Below are 17,404 nucleotides of genomic sequence, written 5' to 3' on the forward strand. Positions count from 1 at the left end.
GTCCGCCACCGGGGCGGCGTCGTCTGCCGGGGCGGCGTCCGCCACCGGGGCGGCGTCGTCGGCCGGGGCGGCGTCCGCCACCGGGGCAGGGTCGTCCGTCGGCGTGCTGTCGGCGGGGGCGACCGACTGACCGAGTGCCTCGTCCGGCGACGGGGCCGTGGGGGCGTCGTCCGCAGGGACGGCGTCGACGCCGGGGGCGACCGGCTCGCCCGCGTCGTCGTCCCGGGACGACGACGCGTCGTCCGTCACGGCGGCGGCGGTGGGCGGGTCCCCGGCCGCGAGGCCGGCGTCGGCCACCGCGTCGGCGGGCTCGTCGCCGCCCGCTGCCCCGGTCACGAGGTCGGCATCGCCCGCGTCCACGGACGCGACCGGCTGAGCCGGCGCCTCGTCCGCAGCCGCCGCGGGAGCCGCCTCGTCGGTCGAGGCGAGGTCGTCGACCGGTTCGGGGCGTCCGTCCGGTGCCCCGGCGACGGCGTCGTCGCCGGTCGGGTCCTGGCCGGTCGTGGCGTCGGTGGTGTGCTCGGTCACTGGGTCTCAACTCCCTGGATGGTGACGCCGGTGGCCGGCGGGCCGTCGGACCCACCGCCCTGGACCCCGGCGTCCGCGACTGCCGTGACGACGTCCAAGCCGGACGTCATTCGGCCGAGAACGGTGTAGCCACCCGCCTCGTCGGCGGGGATCTGCGAGTCCTCGTACACGAGGAAGAACTGGCTGCCCATCGAGGAGGCGTCGCCGCCCACGCGCGCCATCGCCACGGTGCCGGCCGGGTAGACGTCGTCGGCGGGGGCGTTCTCGATCGGCCCGAACGTGTACCCCGGGCCCCCAGAGCCGGACCCGGTCGGGTCCCCGCACTGCAGCACCTTGATCCCGCCGGTCACCAGGCGGTGGCACGACGTCCCGTCGAAGTAGCCCTGCCGGGCCAGGCTGACGAACGAGGCGACCGCCTGCGGTGCCTTCGCGCCGTCGAGCTCGATGCCGATCGCCCCGACGTCCGTGGTGATCGTGCCGGTCCAGGTGCGCCCCTCGGCCAGGGACGGGTCCGGGAGGGTGTAGGCGCCGGCGGTCGGCGTCGCGGCCGGGTCGACGGGCGCGGCCGGGTCGGCGGGCGCGGTGGCGTCCGGCGTGGCGGCCGCCCCCGCGATGCCCGGGTCGTCCTCGCGGGTCAGGGCGAGACCGAGGGCGATGGCGAGACCGAGCACGACGACGGCGAGAATGCCCCCGGCGATCTGGCGCTGACGCAGGCGCTTGGCGCGCAGCCGAGCCTGGTGGCGCTCGTACCGCTTGCGCGCGTTCTCGCGCTCGCGCTTGCTCGGGGACACCCGACCTCCCTGTGCCTGTCGTCGCAGTGCGACGGGTGCGACCGTCCGCGGGCACAGTCTAGGCAAGGAGACCCGGCCTGCCGGTGACTCGCCGTGGCTAGCCTGGCCGGATGCGCCTGCTCACCGTCGTCGCGCCCGTGTTCGGGACCAACTGCTACGTCCTGGTGGCCGACGACGGCGTCGCGTGCGTCGTGGTCGACGCGGGCGGCGGCGTGGCCGGCGCCGTACGGGGGCTCGTCGCCCGGGAGGGGCTGCGGCCGGTGGCGGTCCTGGCCACCCACGGCCACGTGGACCACACGTGGGACGCCACCGCGCTGTGCGAGGAGTTCGACGTCGACCTGCACGTGCACGCCGCGGACGCGTACCGGCTCGCCGACCCGTTCGGGACGCTCGGCGTCCTGGCGGCCGGCGTGCACGACCTGCGCGGCCCGCTGGCGCAGGCCCTGGCCGCCGTCGGCATGCCGGCGGCGTCGTACCGTCCGCCCGGGCGGGTCCGGACGTTCGACCCGGGTCCGGAGGCCGCGGACCTCGACCTCGGTGGCGCGGCGTTCGGCGGCCGGCCGCTGCAGGCGCGGCACGCGCCCGGCCACACCGAGGGCGCCACCCTGTACCTGGTCGCGGCCGTGCCCGGGGAGGGCAGCGCGCTCCCCGACTCGCCGTCGCCCGCGTCGCTGGTCGCCGGCGCGACCGCCACCGCGCTGACCGGGGACGTCCTGTTCGCCGGGTCGATCGGCCGGTCGGACCTGCCCGGCGGCGACGAGACGACCATGGCCGCCACCCTGCGGGACCGGGTCGCCACGCTGCCGCCCACCACGCTGGTGCTGCCCGGGCACGGCCCGGCGAGCCGGATGGACCTCGAGCTGAGGAGCAACCCCTACCTCGCCGCGTGATCCCGCCACGCTCGCCGGGTGACCCCCACGGGTGACCACGGCGGGCGCACCGGCGGATCACCCCGGCCGTCGGACTGGCAGGATGAGGCCCCATGTCCCGCCCCACCCCCCTGTCCGGATTTCCCGAGTGGCTGCCCGCGGGGCGCGTCGTCGAGCAGCACGTGCTGGCCACCCTGCAGCGCACGTTCGAGCTGCACGGGTTCGCGGGCATCGAGACCCGGGCCGTCGAGCCGCTCGACCAGCTGCTGCGCAAGGGGGAGACCTCCAAGGAGGTCTACGTGCTGCGTCGCCTGCAGGAGGAGACGCCGTGGACCGGCGCCGCGGACGCCGTAGACGCCCCCCGCTCGCCGGACGACCGGCAGCTCGGCCTGCACTTCGACCTCACGGTGCCCTTCGCGCGCTACGTCCTGGAGAACGCCGGTCACCTGGCGTTCCCGTTCAAGCGGTACCAGATGCAGAAGGTGTGGCGGGGCGAGCGCCCCCAGGACGGCCGGTTCCGCGAGTTCGTGCAGGCCGACATCGACGTGGTCGGCGCCGGTGACCTGCCGTACCACTACGAGGTCGAGATCCCGCTCGTGATCGCCGAGGCGCTCGGGGCGCTGGCGGACGTCGGCATGCCGCCCGTGCGCATCCTCGTCAACAACCGCAAGGTCGCCGAGGGCTTCTACCGCGGCCTGGGCCTGGACGACGTCGACGGCGTCCTGCGCAGCATCGACAAGCTCGACAAGGTCGGGCCCGAGGCGGTGGCAGACCTGCTCGTCGCCGAGGCCGGCGCCACGCGCGACCAGGCCGCCGCCTGCCTGGAGCTCGCGTCGATCTCCGGAACCGACGCCGGCGTCGTGGACGAGGTCCGCACGCTCGCCGCCCGCCACGGGGTGGTGTCCGACCTGCTCGAGACCGGCCTGGCCGAGCTCGGTGCGCTGGTCACCGCGGCCGCCGAGCGGGCACCGGGCGTCGTGGTCGCCGACCTCAAGATCGCCCGCGGCCTCGACTACTACACCGGGTCGGTCTACGAGACGCTCATGGTGGGTCACGAGCAGCTCGGCTCGGTCGCCTCCGGGGGCCGGTACGACACGCTCGCGTCCGACGGGGCCAACACCTACCCCGGCGTCGGGCTGTCCATCGGGGTCTCCCGGCTGGTGTCGCGGCTGCTCGGGGCGGACCTCGTCCGGGCCTCGCGCCCTGTCCCGTCCGCCGTCGTCGTCGCGGTGGCCGGCGAGGACACGCGCGCCGTGTCGGACCGGGTGGCGGCGACGCTGCGCTCGCGCGGGATCCCGGTCGAGGTCGCGCCGACGGCGGCGAAGTTCGGCAAGCAGATCAGGTACGCCGACCGGCGGGGGGTCCCGTTCGTGTGGTTCCCGGGGACCCCGGCGTCCACCGGCGCGGACGGCACGCCGGTCGAGGCGACGGCCGACCAGGTCAAGGACATCCGGTCCGGCGTACAGGCGGAGGCCGACGCCGCGACGTGGGAGCCCCCGGCCGAGGACCGGTGGCCGCGGGTGGTCGCCGCCGGCTGACGCCCGGTCCACAGAGCCGGCATGCCCGCTTGACCGCGGGTCGAACACCTGTTCGAATGATCCTCATGCGATGGGACGGGCAGCGGGTCGACGGCACCGCCGCGCTGGACGACGCCGGCGTGCTGCCGGGGCTGACGCTCGCCGGCCTGGTGCGCAGCGTCCGCACGCCGGACTTCGCCGGGGTGACGTTCCACGAGGTGGCGTGCAAGAGCGCGCTGAACAAGGTGCCGCCGGCGTCGAGCATGCCGTTCCGGTGGACGGTGAACCCGACGCGGGGCTGCCTGCACGCGTGCACGTACTGCTACGCCCGGCCGACGCACGAGTACCTCGACCTGGACGCCGGTCGCGACTTCGAGACGCAGGTCGTCGTCAAGACCAACGTCGTCGACGTGCTGCGCGCCGAGCTCGCGCGCCCGTCGTGGAAGCGCGAGCACGTGGCCCTGGGCACCAACACGGACCCCTACCAGCGCCCCGAGGGCCGCTACCGGCTGATGCCGGGGATCATCGAGGCGCTCGCGGCCTCCGGCACGCCGTTCTCGATCCTCACCAAGGGGCCCCTGCTGCGCCGGGACCTGCCGCTGCTGCAGCGGGCCGCCGAGTCGGTGCCGGTCGGCATCGGGGTCTCGCTCGCGCTGCTCGACCCCGTCCTGCAGCAGTCGGTCGAGCCGGGGACGCCGCTGCCGCAGGCGCGGCTGGACCTGGTGCGCGCCGTGCGGGACGCCGGGCTGCCGTGCGGTGTGATGATCGCGCCGGTCCTGCCGTGGCTCACCGACACGGTCGAGCACCTGGACCCGCTGCTCGGGCGGCTCGCCGACGCGGGCGCGACCGGCGTGACGGTCCTGCCGCTGCACCTGCGGGGCTCGGTCAAGCCCTGGTACCTGGACTGGCTGGCGCGCGAGCACCCCGCGCTGGTGGGCCGGTACCGGCGGCTGTACGGGAACGGCGCGTACGTGCCGACCGAGTACAAGGACTGGCTGCGCGCACGGACCAAGCCCCTGCTGGAGCAGCACGGGTTCGAGCGGCGGGTCGAGCGGCAGGCCGGCGGCATCCCGCGCCCGGACGAGGGTGCGTTCCCGACCGGGAGCCTGGTCGGGTGGGGCGGCTCGGGGGTCGCCTCCTTCGAGGGCGCCGACGCGCTCGCCCCCGGGGCGGCGCAGACGACGCTCTTCTGAGCGCCGCCGCGTCAGCCCTCGGCGAGCCGTGCCGGGAACCCGCCGGTGGCGACCGGCCCCCACGACTCGATGGTGACCCGGATGATCGACTTGCCCTGCGTGGTCATCGCCTCGCGGTACTCCGCCCAGTCCGGGTGCTCCCCGGCGATGTTGCGGTAGTACTCCACGAGCGGCTCCACCGAGTCCGGCAGGTCCAGCACCTCGGCGGTGCCGTCGACCTGCACCCAGGCGCCGCCGAAGTCGTCCGACAGCACGCACAGCGACACCCGGCCGTCCCGGCGCGCGTTCGCGGTCTTGGCCCGCTCCGGGTAGGTCGAGATCACGATGCGGCCGGCGTCGTCGACCCCGCACGTGACGGGGGACAGCTGCGGCATGCCGGACGAGCGGACCGTCATCAGCACCGCGTGGTGGCGCGGCCGGACGAACTCGAGCAGCTCCTCGCGGGAGACGCGGTCGGCGGTGGCGATGGTGCGGGCCATGACGGCTCCCGGGGGGACGGTACGGACGGCGGGGACGCGAACCGGGACAGTCTGCCGTGCCCGCGCCGGGCAGGTGGGCCCGAGCGGGGCAGGTGGGCCCGGACGACCGTCACCGGGCCCGCGACTAGGATCGACCGGGCGCCGAACGCCGTGCGCCACCACCCCGAGAGGATCCTCCGTGCTCCGCACCCACACCGCCGGCTCGCTGCGAGCCGAGCACACCGGTCAGACCGTCACCCTCACGGGCTGGGTGGACCGGCGGCGCGATCACGGTGGTGTGGCGTTCATCGACCTGCGGGACGCGTCGGGCATCGCCCAGGTCGTCATCCGCGACGAGGCGGTCGCGCACGGGCTGCGCAACGAGTTCGTGCTGCAGGTGACCGGCGAGGTCGGGCGCCGCCCGGAGGGCAACGAGAACGCGAACCTCCCGACCGGGGAGGTCGAGCTGACCGCGGCCGACGTCGTCGTGCTCAACGAGTCCGCCGCGCTGCCGTTCCAGGTGTCGTCCGCCCTGGACGAGACGATCGGGGAGGAGGCGCGGCTGCGTCACCGGTACCTGGACCTGCGCCGGCCCGTCCCGGCCGCCAACCTGCGGCTGCGCGCCAAGGCGAACCAGGCCGCGCGCCGCGTGCTGGACGCGCAGGACTTCGTCGAGATCGAGACGCCGACCCTGACCCGCTCCACGCCCGAGGGTGCGCGGGACTTCGTCGTGCCGGCGCGCCTGGCGCCCGGCTCCTGGTACGCGCTCCCGCAGTCGCCGCAGCTGTTCAAGCAGCTCCTCATGGTCGCCGGCATGGAGCGCTACTACCAGATCGCCCGCTGCTACCGCGACGAGGACTTCCGCGCCGACCGCCAGCCGGAGTTCACGCAGCTCGACGTGGAGATGAGCTTCGTCGAGCAGGACGACGTCATCGCCGTCGCCGAGCAGGTCCTCACCTCGCTCTGGGACCTCATCGGCTACTCCATCCCCACGCCGATCCCGCGGATGACGTTCGCCGACGCGATGTCCCGCTACGGGTCGGACAAGCCGGACCTGCGCTTCGGGCAGGAGCTCGTCGAGCTCACCGAGTACTTCCGCGAGACGCCGTTCCGGGTGTTCCAGGCGCCCTACGTCGGCGCCGTCGTGATGCCCGGCGGCGGGTCCCAGCCCCGCCGGACGTTCGACGCCTGGCAGGACTGGGCCAAGCAGCGCGGCGCCAAGGGGCTGGCGTACGTCACGGTCTCGGAGGACGGCGAGCTCGGCGGCCCGGTCGCCAAGAACCTGTCCGACGCCGAGCGTGCCGGCCTCGTCGAGGCCGTCGGCGCCGAGCCGGGCGACTGCGTCTTCTTCGGGGCCGGCACGCCGTCCGACGCGCGCGCGCTGCTCGGTGCCGCGCGGCTGGAGATCGGCCGGCGCTGCGGCCTGATCGACCCGGCCGAGTGGGCGTTCGTGTGGGTCGTGGACGCGCCGCTGTTCAAGCCGACCGGCGAGGACGACGACGTCGCCGTCGGGGGCGGTTCGTGGACGGCCGTCCACCACGCCTTCACCTCACCCACCCCGGACTGGATCGACCGCTTCGAGGAGAGCCCGGGGGACGCGCTCGCCTACGCCTACGACATCGTCTGCAACGGCAACGAGATCGGCGGCGGGTCCATCCGTATCCACCGCCGCGACGTGCAGCAGCGGGTGTTCGAGGTCATGGGCATCGGCGAGGCGGAGGCCCAGGAGAAGTTCGGGTTCCTGCTCGACGCGTTCGCGTTCGGCGCGCCCCCGCACGGCGGGATCGCGTTCGGCTGGGACCGCATCCTGACGCTGCTGACCGGCTCGGACTCCATCCGCGACGTCATCGCGTTCCCCAAGTCCGGCGGCGGCTACGACCCGCTGACCGGCGCGCCGGCCCCGATCACCCCCGAGCAGCGCCGGGAGGCCGGGGTCGACGCGAAGCCGGTCCTCAAGGGGGACGCCGCCGGGGCGTCGGTCGCGACCCAGGGCACGCCCGCGGCCGCGGCCGGCGGGACCGGCTCGGTCTCCACCACGCCGGCGGGCTGAGGGCGGCCGACGGCGGCCGCCGGTCACCGAGGTCGACGTGAGCGTCGGGTGAGAATCACCGAGCTGCCGGACCCGTGGTGCCGCTCGCCGTACCTCCTGGGTGAGCACGCCCAGGCCGAGGTGCGCGCGGCGTGGACCTCGCCCGACGCCGTGCTGGCCGTCCTCGACGGACCGGGACGCCGGTGCGGGCTGTTCGGGCTCGGCGACCCCGCCGCGCTCGCCCGCCTGCTGGAGCAGGCGGTGCGCGAGGGTCGGCCCGCGCTCGCGGAGATCCGGTACGTCACCTCCCAGCGCGGGGCGTTCGAGGCGATGGACCCGGCGCTCGCTCCCGGCCTGGGCGTCGCCGCCGACGGGTCCGCCTGGGACTGGATGTGGACGGCCGGACCTCTCACCGGGGACCCGGACGGCGCCGAGCGCCTGCCGCTGGGAACGGCCACGGCGGCGGAGGTGGCCGACTTCCTGTCGCGCGGGCACCCCACGGCGAGCACCGCGCCGGACGACGAGCGGCTCATCGGCTGGTGGGGGGTCCGGCGGGGCGGACGGCTCAGGGCCGTCGTCGGTGCCATCCTGGTCACCCCGGGGCTGCCGCCGCACCTGGTGTCGCTCGGCGTCGACCCCGCGACCCGCGGGCAGGGGCTGGCCGGGGTCGTCATGAGCGCCGCGGTGGGCGACTGCCTCCTCGTCGTCCCCGAGGTGGGCCGACCGATGGTCAGCCTGGGGCTGTACGCCAGCAACGACGTGGCGCGCCGGGTCTACGCACGGCTGGGCTTCCGGCTCGAGCACGAGCTTGCCTCGCGGCACCGGCCGGGCTGACCCGGCGGGGCGCCGGCCGCACGACCCGGACAAACCGCCTCAACAGAGCCGGGCCCGTGCCGATGGAGCACCTGTGACCCCATCCATCCGCGCAGGCCGGACGCCCCGGCGACCCTGGGCCGCGCCCCACGACCGTGAGGTGCTCCGGTGACCACGATCCTGGTGGCGGACGACGACGCGGACATCCGCGACCTCGTCTCCTTCAAGCTGGAGCAGGCGGGCTACCGGGTGGTCGCCGTCGGCGACGGCGTGCAGGCGCTCGACGCGGTCCGGGCGGAGCTGCCGGACCTGGCCGTCCTCGACCTGATGATGCCCGGCCTGTCCGGGCTCGACGTGTGCGCCCAGATCCGCCGGGAGCCGGCGTCGGCCACGCTGCCGGTCATCATGCTGACCGCCCGCGTGCAGGAGCAGGACGTGGCGACGGGGTTCGCCACCGGCGCCGACGACTACGTGACCAAGCCGTTCAGCCCGCGGGAGCTGCTCAGCCGTGTCCAGGCCGTGCTCGCCCGCGTGCCGGTCGCGGCGACCGCGCCGTGATCCTGGCCGCCTTCGGGGTCACCTCCGCAGTGGCGGCGCTCGTGATGCTCGGTGTCGTGGCCCGCCGGGTCACCCGCCGGCTGCGGGAGGCCCGGGTCCGGCGCCTGACCGCGCAGCACCGCCCCCTGCTGCTGTCCCTGGTGGCGGGCGACCCGCCCGAGGCCCGGGAGGCGGCGACCGCCGTCGCGGCCCTCGACACGGCGTCGTGGCGCGTGCTGGAGCCGGCGGTCGTCGCGCTGCTCGCGAAGGTCCGCGGCGAGGGCCACGAGGAGGTCGTGCGGCTGCTGGGCACCCGCGGCGTGCTCGTCCGGGCGCGCCGGGACCTGCACCGCCGACGCGCCTCCCGGCGCGCGGCCGCTGCCGACCTGCTCGGACGCGCCCAGGTCCCCGGGACCGTCCGGTCGCTCGTGCGCCTGCTGGACGACCGTGACGCGGACGTCCGCCACGTCGCCGCCCGCTCCCTCGGCCGGCTCGGCTCCGCCTCGGCCGTCCCCTCGCTGCTGCGCGCGCTCGCCGCGGAGCCCCCACGCGTCCCGCCGGCCGCGGTCGCGCAGGCGCTGCTGCGGATCGGTCCGGCCGGTGCGCCGGACCTGCTCACCGCCGTCGACCACCCCGTCGCCGTCGTGCGCTCGACCGTCGTCGTCGTCCTGGGCCGGCTCGGGGTCACCGGCGCCGGCACCGCGCTGCGCGGCCTGCTCGCAGGCGACCCCCTCACCGACGTGCGCTGCCTGGCCGCGACGGCCCTCGGTGCGCTCGGGATGCCCGGCGCCGTGCCGGACCTGGTCCGGGCCACGCGGCCCGGCTCGCCCGGGGCGCTGCGCGTCGCCGCGACCCGCGCGCTCGGGGACCTCGGCGCGTCCAGCACCGTCGCGGTGCTGGACGGGCTGCTCCACGACCCCGACGCGCGCGTCGCGACCGAGGCGGGGCACGCGCTGCTCGGCCTCGGCGTGCCCCGCGCCGACGTCCTGGCCCGCTCGACGCCGTCGTCCGTCGTCGCCGTCGCCGAGCGCGTCCCCGCCCTGACGGGTGCCGCATGAGCGACTTCGTCGCCGGCGACCTGCGCGACGCCGTCGCCCTCGTCATGGACCTGTCCCTGTGGCCCGTGCTCGTCTACTTCCTGCTGCTCAACTCCAGCTACCTGGCCCTGGTGCTGCTCGCGGCGCGGGAGGGGAGCCTCAACCGCCGCCGCGCGTCCTTCACCGACCACGACGAGACGCTGTCGTCCCCGCTGACCCCCGCGGTGTCCGTGCTGGTCCCCGCCTACAACGAGGAGGCGGGGATCGTCGCGTCGGTCAGCGCGCTGCTCGCGCTGCGCTACCCGCGTCACGAGGTCGTCGTCGTCGACGACGGCTCCACCGACGCCACGTTCGCGCGCCTCGTCGAGGCCTACGGGCTGGTCCCCGAGGCCCGCCGCATCCCCGACGACGTGGCCACCACCGCCACGGTGCTGTCGGTCCACGTCCCGGCGGACGGGCGCACGCCGCTGGTCGTGGTCCGCAAGACCAACTCCGGGCGCTCCGACGCCCTCAACGTCGCCATCAACGTGGCCCGGCACGAGCTGGTGTGCTTCGTCGACGCCGACTCCCTCCTGGACCCCGACGCGCTGACCGTGGTGGCCCGCCCGTTCGTCGACGACCCGGCCCGGGTCGTCGCCTCCGGCGGCGTCGTGCGCGCGGTCAACGGCAGCCGGGTGGTCGCCGGACGTGTCGTCGAGGCCCGCATGCCCCAGGGATGGCTGCCGCGCATCCAGGTCATGGAGTACCTGCGCGCCTTCCTGCTCGGGCGCGCGGGATGGTCCCGCATCGGGGCGCTCGTGCTGATCTCCGGCGCCTTCGGCCTCTACCGCCGCGACGTCCTGGTGGAGGTCGGCGGCCTGGACCCGACCTGCATCGGGGAGGACTTCGAGCTGTGCGTCGCGGTCCACCGGGCCATGCGGGACCAGGGCCGGGACTACCGCGTGGTCGCGGTGTCCGAGCCGATCTCCTGGACGGAGGTCCCGTCGACCCGGCGGGTCCTCGGCAGCCAGCGGCGGCGCTGGCACCGCGGGCTGCTGGAGGTCCTGTGGCGCCACCGCCGCATGATCGGCAACCCCCGCTACGGGCGCGTGGGCCTGGTCGCGCTGCCCTACTACGTCGTCTTCGAGCTGCTGGCGCCGGTCCTGGAGCTCGTCGGCGCCGCCCTGGGGCCGCTCGCCCTGGTGACCGGGCTGCTGGAGCCGGCCCGCGCCCTGGCCGTCGTGCTGGCGGTCTACGCGTACGCGATGTTCGTCTCCATGGCCGCCCTGGCGGTCGAGGAGTTCTCCTTCCACCGCTACGGCCGGTGGCGGGACCTGGCCGTGTCGGTCGGCGTCGCCCTGGTCGAGAACCTCGGGTACCGCCAGCTCACCGCGTGGTGGCGCCTGCAGGGCCTCTGGGCGGGGCTGCGGCGTCGGGAGCAGGTCTGGGGCGTGATGACGCGGCAGGGGTTCGGGACCGAGGCGGCCACCCCGTCCCCGAGCGCCGCGTGAGCACCGGGAGCCACACGGCCGCACGACGGGGCGACCGGTCCGGCAGCCCGCACGTCCAGAACCCTCCCGGGACCGGTCCGGCGGCCGATGACACAGGTGTGCCCCCCTCCACGAGCCGCCCACGACGTCCCGGCCGGGTGCCGGCCGTCGCCCTGGTGGTCGCGATCGTCGGCCTGTCGACCTCGACCGGCCTGGCCGTGCTGCTCAGCGAGCAGCAGGGACGCGCCGAGGAGCGGCTGATGGACCAGCGCGCCACGGCGATGCAGGCGGCGGTCACCACCGAGGCCCGGCGCTACGTCGAGACCCTGACCACGCTCGCCGCGGGCGCCGCCTCCATGCCGGAGGTGGACGCCGCCTCCTTCGACGCCCTGACCGCCACGCTGCAGGGCATGGAGCTGCCCGGGGCCTCCGGCATCGCGTTCGTCGTGCCCGCCGACGGCGCCGAGGTGCCGGCCGTCCAGGAGCAGTGGCGCCGCCGCGGCGTCGCCGACCTGCAGCTGCGGCCCTCGCCCGACCGGGACGAGCACATCTTCTCGGTGCTGCAGCGCCCGGTGTCGGCCGGGACCCTGGCGCCCCTGGGGCAGGACCTCCTGGTTTCCCCCCAGGCCACCGCGGCGCTGCTGCGCGGCCGGGAGCTGTCCACGGTCACCGTGTCTCGCCCGTACCAGCTCCTGTCCGACCGGGACCTGCCGGCCGACGAACGTCAGCTGTCGTTCCTCATCTCCGCCCCGGTGCTCGCGCCGGCCGCCGACGGGGGACCGCGCGCGTTCCGCGGCTGGCTGGTCATGGGCATGCGCGGCGAGGACTTCATGGGCTCGACGCTGCACCAGACGGGCGAGGGGCTGGCCCGGGCGGCGCTGCTCGCCGACGGCGGCGACGGCTGGACGACCGTCGCCGGCGACGACCCGGATCCCGGCAGCGCCGGGGACCTGCGCCGCACCGAGCGGATCGTCATCGCCGACCAGCAGTGGCTGCTGCAGGCGCACGCGCACCGCGCCGACCTGCCCGGTGGCGACGACGTCCTGGCCTTGGCCGTCGGCGCCGGCGGAGTGGGGCTCACGGTGCTCTCGACCGCACTCGTCCTGGTGCTCGCGACCGCGCACCGCCGGGCCGAGCGCCGGGTCGAGGAGGCCACCCGCGAGCTGCGCTCCGCCCGTGAGGAGGCCCAGCGCCAGGCCGGGCTGCTCGGCGCCGTGATGGACAGCCTCGGGGACGGCGTCACCGTGGTGGACCAGGACGGCAGCTACCTCCTGAGCAACCGGGCGGCCCGTTCGATCCTCCGGCTCGAGGAGCCCGACGGACCCGACCGGTGGCCGTCGCACCACGGCGTCTTCCTGGCGGACGGCGGCGAGCCGTTCCCCGTGGCCGACCTGCCGGTGGTGCGCGCCCTGGCCGGCGAGTCCGTCGACGACGTCGAGATGTTCCTGCGCAACGAGGCGCGACCGGACGGGCTGTGGCTCGAGGTCTCCGCGCGCCCGCTGGACCCGCGCACCGGCCAGTCCGGTGCGGTCACCGTCTTCCAGGACGTGACCGCGCGCCGCTCCGCGCACGAGGCGGTGCGGCGCTCGGAGGAGCAGCTGCGCCTGCTGCTCGACGGCGCCCGCGACCACGCCATCGTCATGCTGGACGCGCAGGGTCACGTGGCCAGCTGGAGCGCCAACGCCGAGCGGATCAACGGGTACACCGAGGCCGAGGTCCTCGGCCGGCCCTACACGATGCTCTTCCCCGCGGACGCCGTCGCCGCGGGGGAGCCGCAGCGTGCGCTCGCCGACGCGGTCCGGACCGGGCGGATCGAGCCCGAGTGGTCGCTGGTCCGCAAGGACGGCACCCGCTTCTGGGCGCTGAGCGTGCTGACGCCGGTGCACGACGACGCCGGCGCCCTGCGCGGGTTCGTCAACGTCACCCGCGACATCACCGCGCGCAAGCGGGACGAGGCACGGTTCCGCGACCTGCTCGAGGCCGCCCCGGACGCCCTCGTCGGGTGCACCGAGGACGGGACGATCGTGTTCGCGAACAGCAAGGTCGACGAGCTCTTCGGGTACCGGCGCGAGGAGCTCCTGGGGAGTCCCCTGGAGGTGCTGGTGCCCGAGGCGGCGGCCTCCGGCCACGCCGCCCATCGCGCCCGCTACCTGCACGACCCCGTCGCCCGACCGATGGGCAGCGGCATGCAGCTGTCCGCCCGACGTCGGGACGGCTCCCTCTTCCCCGCCGAGGTCAGCCTGAGCACGCTGGAGTCCGACGACGGCGTCATCGTCTCGGCGGCCGTGCGGGACATCAGCGACCGGGTGCGTGCCCAGGGTGAGCTGCAGCGGCTCAACGGGGCGCTGCGCGACCTCAACACCGAGCTCGAGCTGCGCGTGCACGAGCGGACGGCGCAGCTCGAGGCGCAGGCCGACGCGCTGCTCGAGGTCAACAGCGAGCTCGAGGCGTTCTCCTACAGCGTCTCGCACGACCTGCGCGCGCCCCTGCGGGCGGTCGACGGGTTCGCCGCGGTGCTCGCGATGGACCACGCGGACCAGCTGGACGACGCCGGACGGCGGTACCTGGACCGGGTCCGGGCCGGGGCCCAGCAGATGGGCGAGCTCATCGACGGGCTGCTGTCGTTCTCGCGGCTGCAGCGTCAGGACATGTCCGTCCGGCCCGTCGACCTCGACCCGCTGGTGACGGACGTGTGGGAGGAGCTGGCCGTCGAGCGTGCGGGCCGGGTGGTCGACCTCGCGGTCGGCCACCTGCCGCCCGTCGAGGGCGACCCCCGCCTGCTGCGTCACGTCGTGGCCAACCTGGTGGGCAACGCCGTCAAGTACACCCGCGGCCGCGAGCGCGCCCTGGTGGAGGTCGGCAGCCGGACCGGGGACGACGGTGCACCGGTCTACTTCGTGCGCGACAACGGCACCGGCTTCGACATGCGCTACGCCGACAAGCTGTTCAAGGTCTTCCAGCGCCTGCACCGGGCGGAGGACTACGAGGGCACCGGCATCGGCCTGGCGCTGACCGCGCGCATCCTGCACCGCCACGGCGGCCGGATCTGGGCCGACGCCGAGCCCGACCGCGGCGCCACCTTCTCCTTCACCCTTCCCGGCCCGGACGCGGCGACCGCCCTGGTGGCGGCAACCGTCCCCGCGACGTCCGCCGACCCCACCCCCGCCATCCCCACCCCGAGGAGCGTGCGATGACCGCCGTGCCGAACCGCGTGCTGCTCGTCGAGGACAACCCCGACGACCTCGAGCTGGCCCGGATCGCCTTCCGGCGCGCGGAGTTCGCGAGCCTCGTCGACGTCGCCCGCGACGGCGCGGAGGCGCTCGACTACCTGTTCGCGCAGGGGGCCTGGGCGCACCGCGGCAGCGAGCCCCCGCCCCGCCTGGTCCTGCTCGACATCAAGCTGCCGCTCGTGGACGGCATCGAGGTGCTGCGCCGGCTCAAAGGCGACCCGGGGCTGCGGCACGTGCCCGTCGTCATGATGACCTCGTCCGCGCAGGACCGGGACCTGTCGGCCTGCTACGAGCTCGGCGCGAACAGCTACATCGTCAAGCCCGTCGACATGGAGAAGTTCCTCGCCGTCATCCAGGGCATCGGGCTCTACTGGCTGGTGCTGAACGAGCCCGACCCCGACGCCGGACGGGTGGTCCGCGCGTGAGCGCGCCGCTGGACGTGCTGCTGCTGGAGGACTCCGCCCTGGACGCCGAGCTGCTCGTGCTCGAGCTGCGCCGCGCCGGCTTCTCCCCGACGTGGCGACGCGTCGACGACCGCGAGGGCTACCTGGCGGCACTGGCCGGCGACCCCGACATCGTGCTCGCCGACTACTCCCTGCCCCAGCTCACCGCGCTGGACGCGCTGGAGCTCCTGCGCGACAGCGGCCAGGACATCCCGGTCATCGTCGTGTCCGGCGCGATGAGCGAGGAGGCCTGCGTCGAGGCGCTGCGCCACGGCGCGGTGGACTACCTCCTCAAGGACCGGCTCACGCGGCTCGGCCCCGCGGTGGAGCACGCGCTCGAGCAGCGGCGCCTCGTGCGCGAGCGCGCCCGCGCCCGGCTCGCCTCCACCCGGCACCAGCAGCGGTTCCGGGCGGCCTTCGACAACGCCCCCCTCGGGATGGCCGTCACCACTCCCGGCGGGGAGATCCTGGAGGCCAACCCGGCCCTGGTGGCGATGGTGCCCGGTCCCCGGGTCGACCTGCGCGGAGGCCGGCTCACCGCCGTCGTCGCCGAGGAGGACCACGCCGTCGTCGAGGACCACGTGCGGGCGCTGGTGGACGGCGGGGACCCGGTGACCAACCACGAGATCCGCCTGCGCGGGTCGGACGGCGCGGTCACCTGGACCCACTACACCGCGTCCCTCATCCACGACGGCGACCCGGCAGCCAGGCGCCTGGTCCATCAGTTCCTCGACATCACCGCACGCCGGCGCGCCGAGCAGGAGCTCGTGCGCCAGGCGGAGGAGCTGACCCGCACCAACGCGGAGCTGCAGGAGCTCGACCGGCTCAAGAGCACGTTCGTCGCCACGGTCTCCCACGAGCTGCGCACCCCGCTGAGCAACATCTGCGGGTACACCGAGATGCTCACCGAGGCGGACGAGACGGACCTGGGACCCGCCCAGCGGCGCATGGTCGAGGTCGTCGACCGCAACGCCGGGCGCCTGCTGGCGCTCATCGAGGACCTGCTGACGTTCGCCCGCACCGAGTCCGGGACCCTGAGCCCGAACCTCACCCCGGTCGACGTCCAGGAGCTGGTCGAGCAGGTCCTGCGCGACCTGGGGCCGTCCGCCTCCGCCGCCGGCGTGACGCTGCGGACCCGGCCGGCCCCGGGGCCCGTCGTCGTCCCGGCGGACCGCCTGCAGGTGGAGCGCGTGCTGGTCAACCTCCTGTCCAACGCCGTGAAGTTCACCTCGCCGGGCGGCACCGCGGTGGTGAGCACGCAGGTGGGGGAGTCCACGGTCGCGGTCACGGTGGCCGACGACGGCCCGGGGATCCCGGTCGAGGAGCAGGCGCGGCTGTTCCAGCGCTTCTTCCGGGCCCACGACGCCTACACGCGCCAGATCCCGGGCACCGGGCTCGGTCTGTCCATCGCCCGGGCCATCGTCGAGGCGCACGGCGGCACCATCGAGCTGACGTCGCGGCCGGGGACGGGCACCACGGTCGTCGTCACGCTGCCCCGGTGAGCGGACCGAGGTCGGCAGACCCTCAGGGACCGGTCACCGCGGCAGCTGTTCGACCGCTTCACGCGCGCCGACTCCGCCGGTCCTGCGCGGGGCGCCGGGCTCGGGCTGTCCATCGTGCGGGACCTCGCCCGCGCCCACGGCGGTGACGCGACCTACGACCTGGCGACCAACAGCTTCCTCGTCACCCTCCCGGGGGCGCTCGCGGAGGGCGCCGCCGACCCTGCCGTCGGCGGCGCCGCCGCGACGACCCGACACGGTCCGGGGAAGCCTGCGACGAACTCTGCGCCGGCACGGCTCGAGGTCTCCGCGGCGGGATAGGACGCGACGGGGACGTCCGGGCGGACCACGCCGGGGGACGGCCGGTCGAGCCGCCGTCCCCCGGCGCCGGCCGGAGGTCCCGCCGTGGGTCAGGCGCCGGGCCCGGCCAGCACCGCGCAGAGGTCCTCGACCTGACCGGTCAGCCGGGTCAGGACGAAGTTCTCGAAGACCACCACGCCCTGGACGAAGAAGAGCCCGGGCTCACCGCCCGGCAGCAGGTCGTCCGGGTCGTTGCCGGCGAAGATGGGCGTGACGGTCGCGCCGAACGCGGTCGACCGGGCCCCCTTGTTCGTGATCGGCCCGGAGATGTCCCGGACGACGCTCCGGCCGGTCTCCTTGTTGGTCAGCCGGACGACGAAGGGCCCGAGCACCACGGTGCGGCCTTCGCCGAAGTCGACCTCCTCCAGCCCGGCCGGCTCCGCCTCCTCGATCTCGACGGGGAAGGAGCAGGCTGCTCCGGCGGGGAACGTGGCGGGCAGCCCGGACGGGGACGCCTCGCGCGTCGGCGGCTCGGCCGACGCCGTACCGGCGACACCGCCGGTGAGGACCAGGGCCGCGGCTGCGGCGGCAGCCCCGACGGCCCTGCGTGCATGCAGGCGTTGCACCATGTGGCACCTCATGTGCTGTGAGGACTCTGCGGTGGACGTGGTGCGCGGCGACGGCACGCACC

The 17,404-nt window shown here is 75.3% G+C and carries 14 protein-coding genes and 2 pseudogenes; 12 read left to right on the forward strand and 4 right to left on the reverse strand.

Annotated features, from left to right (window positions below; translation table 11 throughout):
- Together CAE01nite_RS05550 and CAE01nite_RS05555 are read right to left on the reverse strand one after the other, a co-directional pair.
- Window positions 1–528 (reverse strand): annotated as a pseudogene (locus tag CAE01nite_RS05550) (hypothetical protein); the annotation flags it as partial.
- Window positions 525–1,319: a peptidylprolyl isomerase gene (locus tag CAE01nite_RS05555; protein WP_146901181.1), complete on the reverse strand. Its 795-nt coding sequence runs from the start codon at window positions 1,317–1,319 to the stop codon at window positions 525–527. The pseudogene CAE01nite_RS05550 and the gene CAE01nite_RS05555, both read right to left, overlap by 4 nt.
- Window positions 1,320–1,429: 110 nt before the next feature.
- On the opposite strand from CAE01nite_RS05555, the gene CAE01nite_RS05560 reads away from it, so the two are divergent.
- The 3 genes from CAE01nite_RS05560 (at window position 1,430) to CAE01nite_RS05570 (ending at window position 4,898) form a co-directional block, all read left to right on the forward strand.
- The gene (locus CAE01nite_RS05560) at window positions 1,430–2,209 is read left to right on the forward strand and encodes an MBL fold metallo-hydrolase (RefSeq protein WP_146901186.1); all 780 of its coding nucleotides are present in this window, start codon (window positions 1,430–1,432) and stop codon (window positions 2,207–2,209) included.
- A 92-nt stretch (window positions 2,210–2,301) separates the two neighbouring features.
- Window positions 2,302–3,726: a histidine--tRNA ligase gene (gene hisS / locus CAE01nite_RS05565; protein ID WP_146901191.1), complete on the forward strand. Its 1,425-nt coding sequence runs from the start codon at window positions 2,302–2,304 to the stop codon at window positions 3,724–3,726.
- 65 nt (window positions 3,727–3,791) lie between these two features.
- Complete coding sequence (locus CAE01nite_RS05570; RefSeq protein WP_146901447.1) at window positions 3,792–4,898, forward strand: Rv2578c family radical SAM protein; 1,107 nt, start codon at window positions 3,792–3,794, stop codon at window positions 4,896–4,898.
- Window positions 4,899–4,909: 11 nt separating this feature from the next.
- Here CAE01nite_RS05570 and CAE01nite_RS05575 read toward each other — a convergent pair whose 3' ends face one another.
- Window positions 4,910–5,377, reverse strand: a complete 468-nt coding sequence (locus CAE01nite_RS05575; protein WP_146901196.1) for a PPOX class F420-dependent oxidoreductase — start codon at window positions 5,375–5,377, stop codon at window positions 4,910–4,912.
- 178 nt (window positions 5,378–5,555) lie between these two features.
- On the opposite strand from CAE01nite_RS05575, the gene aspS reads away from it, so the two are divergent.
- The 9 genes and pseudogenes from aspS to CAE01nite_RS05620 form a co-directional block, all read left to right on the forward strand.
- Window positions 5,556–7,406, forward strand: coding sequence for an aspartate--tRNA ligase (aspS, locus tag CAE01nite_RS05580; RefSeq protein WP_146901199.1), 1,851 nt, complete (start codon window positions 5,556–5,558; stop codon window positions 7,404–7,406).
- Window positions 7,407–7,454: 48 nt separating this feature from the next.
- Window positions 7,455–8,219, forward strand: coding sequence for a GNAT family N-acetyltransferase (locus tag CAE01nite_RS05585; RefSeq protein WP_146901203.1), 765 nt, complete (start codon window positions 7,455–7,457; stop codon window positions 8,217–8,219).
- 147 nt (window positions 8,220–8,366) lie between these two features.
- Window positions 8,367–8,756, forward strand: a complete 390-nt coding sequence (locus tag CAE01nite_RS05590; RefSeq protein ID WP_146901207.1) for a response regulator transcription factor — start codon at window positions 8,367–8,369, stop codon at window positions 8,754–8,756.
- Complete coding sequence (locus CAE01nite_RS05595; RefSeq protein WP_146901212.1) at window positions 8,753–9,793, forward strand: HEAT repeat domain-containing protein; 1,041 nt, start codon at window positions 8,753–8,755, stop codon at window positions 9,791–9,793. The genes CAE01nite_RS05590 and CAE01nite_RS05595 overlap by 4 nt, the downstream gene beginning before the upstream one ends.
- Window positions 9,790–11,262: a glycosyltransferase family 2 protein gene (locus CAE01nite_RS05600; RefSeq protein WP_146901216.1), complete on the forward strand. Its 1,473-nt coding sequence runs from the start codon at window positions 9,790–9,792 to the stop codon at window positions 11,260–11,262. The genes CAE01nite_RS05595 and CAE01nite_RS05600 overlap by 4 nt, the downstream gene beginning before the upstream one ends.
- A gap of 98 nt (window positions 11,263–11,360) precedes the next feature.
- Window positions 11,361–14,435: a PAS domain S-box protein gene (locus CAE01nite_RS05605; protein WP_146901221.1), complete on the forward strand. Its 3,075-nt coding sequence runs from the start codon at window positions 11,361–11,363 to the stop codon at window positions 14,433–14,435.
- The gene (locus CAE01nite_RS05610; protein ID WP_146901224.1) at window positions 14,432–14,896 is read left to right on the forward strand and encodes a response regulator; all 465 of its coding nucleotides are present in this window, start codon (window positions 14,432–14,434) and stop codon (window positions 14,894–14,896) included. Before CAE01nite_RS05605 ends, CAE01nite_RS05610 begins: the two co-directional genes overlap by 4 nt.
- Window positions 14,893–16,416 carry a sensor histidine kinase gene (locus CAE01nite_RS05615; RefSeq protein ID WP_146901229.1) on the forward strand — a complete coding sequence of 508 codons (1,524 nt, stop codon included), beginning with the start codon at window positions 14,893–14,895 and terminating at the stop codon, window positions 16,414–16,416. The genes CAE01nite_RS05610 and CAE01nite_RS05615 overlap by 4 nt, the downstream gene beginning before the upstream one ends.
- Window positions 16,417–16,452: 36 nt before the next feature.
- Window positions 16,453–16,734, forward strand: a pseudogene (locus CAE01nite_RS05620) (ATP-binding protein); the annotation flags it as partial.
- Between the two features lie 89 nt (window positions 16,735–16,823).
- On the opposite strand, the gene CAE01nite_RS05625 reads toward CAE01nite_RS05620, so the two are convergent.
- Window positions 16,824–17,342, reverse strand: a complete 519-nt coding sequence (locus tag CAE01nite_RS05625) for a hypothetical protein (protein WP_146901235.1) — start codon at window positions 17,340–17,342, stop codon at window positions 16,824–16,826.
- Window positions 17,343–17,404: the final 62 nt, after the last annotated feature.

The organism is Cellulomonas aerilata (assembly GCF_007991755.1).
GTDB lineage: Bacteria > Actinomycetota > Actinomycetes > Actinomycetales > Cellulomonadaceae > Pengzhenrongella > Pengzhenrongella aerilata.